Source organism: Aureimonas altamirensis (assembly GCF_023702225.1).
Lineage (GTDB): Bacteria > Pseudomonadota > Alphaproteobacteria > Rhizobiales > Rhizobiaceae > Aureimonas > Aureimonas altamirensis_B.
Genome location: NZ_JAMQCO010000027.1, coordinates 1 through 5,772 on the forward strand (window position 1 = coordinate 1; position 5,772 = coordinate 5,772).

Annotated in this window: 1 protein-coding gene and 1 pseudogene; both read right to left on the reverse strand. The window is 64.3% G+C overall.

Going from position 1 to position 5,772, the window contains the following annotated elements:
- On the reverse strand, positions 1 to 3,781 hold a 3,781-nt coding region (locus NDN16_RS20745), incomplete at its 3' end, for a beta strand repeat-containing protein (protein ID WP_435301142.1).
- A gap of 628 nt (positions 3,782 to 4,409) precedes the next feature.
- Positions 4,410 to 5,732 (reverse strand): annotated as a pseudogene (locus NDN16_RS21220) (integrin alpha); the annotation flags it as partial.
- Between the last annotated feature and the right edge of the window lie 40 nt (positions 5,733 to 5,772).

Consider the following 5,772-nt stretch of genomic DNA (forward strand, 5'->3'; position numbering starts at 1 on the left):
CGCCGGCAAGCACATACTTGCCCGTGCCGCCATCGCTCAGCGTGTCGGCAGACGCCGTGCCCATGACGTCCACCACGACGCTCGAGCTCGTCCCGTCCGTACGCCCGAAGATGACGTAGGCACGCCCGGCATTGGAGGCGGCTGCATCGTTTTGCCGCGCACCGACCACGATGTCGGCGAGCCCGTCACCGTTGATGTCTCCCGCCGCCGACACGCCGACCCCGAACTCGTCGCTGGCACACTCGCCGGTGATGGCGAAGCCGCCGATGCCGCGCGAAACATCCGAAAGCTGAACGGCGCTCGTACCGGCTCGGCCATACAGAAGATAAGACCGGCCGGCGTTTGTGCCCGCCGTACCATTGAAGCGTGCCGACACGAGCACGTCGGCAAGGCCGTCGCCATTGACGTCGCCAGCATATTCGAGGTTGTAGCCGGCAAGATCGCTTGCGCACTCCGCCACGATGGCGAAGCCCCGCGTGCCGAGCGAGGTCGAGGCCACGTTGATGTCGAGGTTGCCGGATGTACGGCCGAAGATCACATAGGCGCGGCCTGTGCCGCTGGTGTAACCGTAGGCGCCGACAATGATGTCGGCGAGGCCGTCGCCATTGACGTCTCCCGCATAGGCGACGTCGAAGCCCATATAGCTGTTGGTCGTTTCACCGGTGATCGTGAAGCCGCCCGTGCCGAGACCGCTGCCGCTGACGACGCCGCCACCTGTCTTGCCGAATACGACATAGCTGCGCCCGGCGCTGCCACCGTAGCCGTGCGAGCCGACGACGATATCGGCCAGGCCATCGCCGTTGATGTCACCTGCGCCACTGACCGAGACGCCCAGACTGACGCTGCTGGCTTCGCCGTGAAGGGCAAAGCCGCCGGAACCCGCAGCCACGGCGCTGGCTGCAACGGCCGTGCCACTCGTCTTGCCGAAGATCACATAGGAGCGGCCTGCACTGTTATTGTAGCCGGTCGCGCCGACGACGATGTCAGCCAGACCATCGCCGTTGACATCACCGGCGCCCGCGACGGATCCGCCGAAATAGGTAGCGGTTCCCTCGCCGTTGACGACGAAGCCACCCGAGCCGGCGGCGATTGCCGAAAGGACCGGTGCAGCGCCGCCCGTGCGTCCGAAGATGACATAGACGCGGCCGGTGTTGGTGTTATAGCCGCTCGTTCCGAGCACGATATCAGCCAGCCCGTCGCCATTGACGTCGCCTGCAGCGGACACGGTTCCGCCGAGATTGTTGCCGGCCGCCTCTCCGGCGAGGGCGAAGCCGCCGCTGCCTGCGGCAACTGACGAGAGGTTGATCGCACCTGTTCCGGTACGACCGTAGATGAGATAAGCGCGACCGGCATCGCTGCCCGTGGCGTCGTTGTTAGGTGCTCCGACGATCAGGTCGCCAAGTCCGTCACCATTGAAGTCGCCGACGGAAGAAACGCTGGCGCCGGCAAAATCGGTGGTGCATTCGCCGTTCAGGACGAAGCCGCCATAGCCGTTGGCGATTTCCGTCGCCTCGATGCCTGCATACTCGACTGCAACGCCCTGCTTGACGTACAGCGTCGTGGCCCGGGCCACGTTGTAGAAGACAGTGTAGCTGTTGCTGCCGCTGGTGAAGTTGGCCGCCTGCCGCGCCCAGCGCCCGTCGGTCAACTGCACCTTATCGCCGGCATTGCCGTCCACCATCAGCTGGTAGCGGCCCGTCGTCTCGAAGACGTTGATGCCCGACATGTCGGCGATGTCCGCCGCCGTCAGCTTCAACACATTGTCGCCCGAGCCGGTGATGTCGATCTTCTCGATACCGCTCAACCGGCTGGTGCCGGACGGATTCATGGCGGCGACGTTGGAGACCTGCGTCAGATCGAGCGTCAGCCCGGCCCCCGACAGCTTCAGCGTGTCCACGCCGAGGCCGCCCTTCAGCGTCGCAAGCTTGCCGCTGCCCGCATAGGCCGACTGCAGCAGGGTGATCGCAGCACCGTCCACCACGAAGGTGTCGTTACCGGCCTGGCCGTCCATCACGCTTGCCGCCGTCAGCGTCAGCGTGTCGTCGCCCGCGCCGGCCAGCACATACTTGCCCGTGCCGCCATCGCTCAGTGCCTCGGCAGACGCCGTGCCCAGAACGTCGACGACGACGCTCGAGCTCGTCCCGTCCGTACGCCCGAAGATCACATAGGCGCGGCCAGCATTGGTGGCTGATGCACTATTGTTTCGTGCGCCGACGAGGATGTCAGCGAGCCCGTCGCCGTTGATGTCACCTGCGGCGGAAGCGTCGAGACCCAACTGGTCGCTAATACATTCGCCGGTGATGGTGAATCCGCCAATACCGCGCGCGATGTCGGACAACTGGATATCCGCCGCAGCTGCGCGACCGTAGATAACGTAGGCACGGCCGGCATAGTCCCCACCGGCATCGTTACCCCGAGCTCCGACGAGCATATCGGCCAAGCCGTCGCCATTGAAATCCCCGACTTCGGAGACGGTTTCCCCCATCAAGTCACCGGCGCATTCCGCAACGATGGCGAAACCGCGCGTGCCGAGCGAGGACGAAGCCACGTTGATATCGAGATTGCCCGAGGTGCGGCCGAAGATCACATAGGCGCGCCCTGCGTTGGAACCGTAGGCATAGGCGCCGAGGAGCATGTCAGCAAGGCCATCGCCGTTGACGTCTCCAAGATAGGAGATGTCGTAGCCCGTGGAACCGCTCGTCGTTTCGCCGGTAATGGTGAAGCCGCCGGTGCCGAGAGCGCTTGTGGCAACGTTGCCGCCGCCCGTTCTTCCGAAGACGACGTAGGTTCGACCTGTCCCGCCGCTATAGTTGCTTGCACCGACGATAATGTCCGTCAGCCCGTCGCCGTTGACGTCCCCTGCGCCGTCGACGGAAATTCCAAGATACGAATTCGAGCATTCGGCCAGAACAACGAATCCGCCGCTTCCACCCGCGATCGCGGCGCTGGATACGACTACACCATCGGTCTTTCCGTAGATGACATAGGCCTGGCCTGTATTGTTGTTGAAGCCCATGGCGCCGATGATGACGTCGGCCAAACCGTCGCCGTTGACATCGCCGGCACCTGCGACCGCGCGTCCGAAATAGTTGTTGGAGCCGCCCTGGCTGTTGATGACGAAGCCGCCGGCCGTTCCAGCCTCGATGCCCGACAAGGTGGGCGCTACCCCGCCCGTACGTCCGAAGATCACATAGCCCCTGCCCGTGTTGGGTCCGTAGGTGTATGCGCCCATGACGATGTCCGCGAGGCCATCGCCGTTCACGTCACCTGCCGCCGACACCACTATGCCGAGGCGATTGGCCGAGCCTTCGCCCGACAGGGCGAAGCCGCCATTGCCCGCCGCGATGGCCGACAGGTTGATCGGCGCCGTGCTCGTGCGGCCGTACACGACATAGACGCGGCCTGCGTCACCGCCGGCCCCGTCATTGTAGGGCGCCGATACGAGCAGGTCAGTCAGGCCGTCACCGTTGAAATCGCCGGCGGACGAGACGCTATAACCGGCATTGTCGCTGGCGCATTCGCCATTCAGCACGAAGCCGCTATAGCCACCAACGGCTTCCCTTGCCTCGATACCTGTGTAGTCGACGGCTACGCCCTGCTTGACATACAGCGTCGTCGCCTTCGCGACGTTATAGAAGACAGTGTAGCTGTTGCCGCCGCTGGTGAAGCTGGCCGCCTGCCGCGCCCAACGCCCGTCGGTCAGTTGCACCTTGTCGCCGGCATTGCCGTCCACCATCAGTTGGTAGCGGCCCGTCGTCTCGAAAATGTTGGCGCGCGACATGTCGGCGATATCCAGCGCCGTCAGCTTCAGGACGTTGTCGCCCGTGCCGGTGATNACGCCCGTCGGTCAGTTGCACCTTGTCGCCGGCATTGCCGTCCACCATCAGTTGGTAGCGGCCCGTCGTCTCGAAAATGTTGGCGCGCGACATGTCGGCGATATCCAGCGCCGTCAGCTTCAGGACGTTGTCGCCCGTGCCGGTGATATCGATCCGCTCTATGCTCTCCAGCCGGCTGCCGCCGGACGGATTCAGGGCTGCAGCGTTGGAGACCTGGCTCAGGTCGAGCGTCATGCCGGCGCCGGAGAGCGCCAGCACATCCATGCCACTGCCCCCTTGTATGCCGGCAAGCTGCCCGGTTGCCGGATCGTAGGCGGCCTGCAGAGCGGCGAGCATGGTTGCGTTGATTTCGAACCGGTCGTCTCCCGCGCCGCCATGGGCGACGCTGCCGGCCGTCAGCACGATGGTGTCGTTGCCGGCGCCTGTCACGATCGTCTTCGCCGCACCGCCATCCGTCAGTACGTTTGCCGAAGCGTCACCCATGACGTCGACCGCCGTGTTGACGACGGCGCCGTCCGTACGACCGAAGATCACATAGGCGCGGCCGGCATTGGAGGCAGTCGCGTCGTTCTGATAGGCGCCGATGATGAGGTCGGCCAGCCCGTCGCCGTTGAGGTCGCCGCCTGCGAAGACGTCGAGACCCAGCTGATCGTCAGCGCATTCGCCGGCAACGGCGAAGCCGCCAACACCACGCGCCACGTCAGAAAGCTGAACGGCACTCGTGCCGGTACGGCCATAAACGAGGTATGCGCGGCCGGCGTTGTTGCCCCCAAAATCGTTGGCGCGACTGCCGACCAGCATGTCGGCGAGCCCGTCGCCGTTGACGTCGCCTGCGTAGGCGATGTTGTATCCGGCAGCGTCTCCAGTGCACTCCGCAACGATGGCGAAGCCACGCGTACCCGGAGCGCCGCCAGTTACGGTTACGTCTGTGTTGCCGGACGTGCGACCGAAGATCACATAGGCCCGGCCCGCACTTGCGCTGTAGCCGTAGGCGCCGACGAGCATGTCGGCCAGCCCGTCGCCGTTGACGTCGCCGCCGTAAGAGACATCGAAGCCTAGATTGTCGCTGCTGGCTTCGCCATTGATGAAGAACCCTCCGGTACCAAGCGCATTTACGGTAACGATGCCGCCGCCGGTCTTACCGAATACGACATAGCTGCGTCCGGTATTGCCGCCATATGCATTGGCGCCGACGATGATGTCGGCAAGGCCATCGCCATTGATGTCGCCGGCACCGCTGACCGATCTACCGAATTGTACGCCCGTCGTATCGCCCTGGAAGGCAAAGCCACCCGAACCGGCAGCGATGGCGCTGGCCGCAATGGCCGTAAAGCTGGTCTTGCCGAAGATGACGTAGGCGCGGCCGGTACTGCTATTGTAATTCAATGCGCCGACGATGATATCGGCAAGGCCGTCACCGTTAATGTCGCCTGCGCCGGCCAGCGAACTTGCGAAAGAGTCGTTCGCGCATTCACCGGTAATGACGAACCCTCCTGTTCCGGCCGCGACGGCAGACAGGACGGGGGCTGCTCCGCCCGAACGGCCGAAGACGACGTAAGCTCGCCCGGTATAGGAATTGTAGCCGTTGGCCCCGACGACGATGTCGGCAAACCCATCGCCATTGACGTCGCCCACTCCCGAGGCGCTGATGCCGAGCTGGTTCGTGGTGGATTCGCCGGAAATTGCGAAGCCGCCATTGCCCGCCGCGACGGCCGACAGGTTTATCGGACTTGCGTCACTGCGTCCGTAGACAAGGTAGACGCGGCCGGCGTTGGTGCCCGCTGCGTCGCTTCCATAAGCTCCGACGATGAGGTCGTCCAATCCATCGCCGTTGAAGTCGCCGGCCGACGAGACGCTATAGCCCGCATAGTCGTTGGCGCATTCTCCGTTGAGCACGAAGCCGCCATAGCCGTTGACGACTTCCGTCGCCTCGATG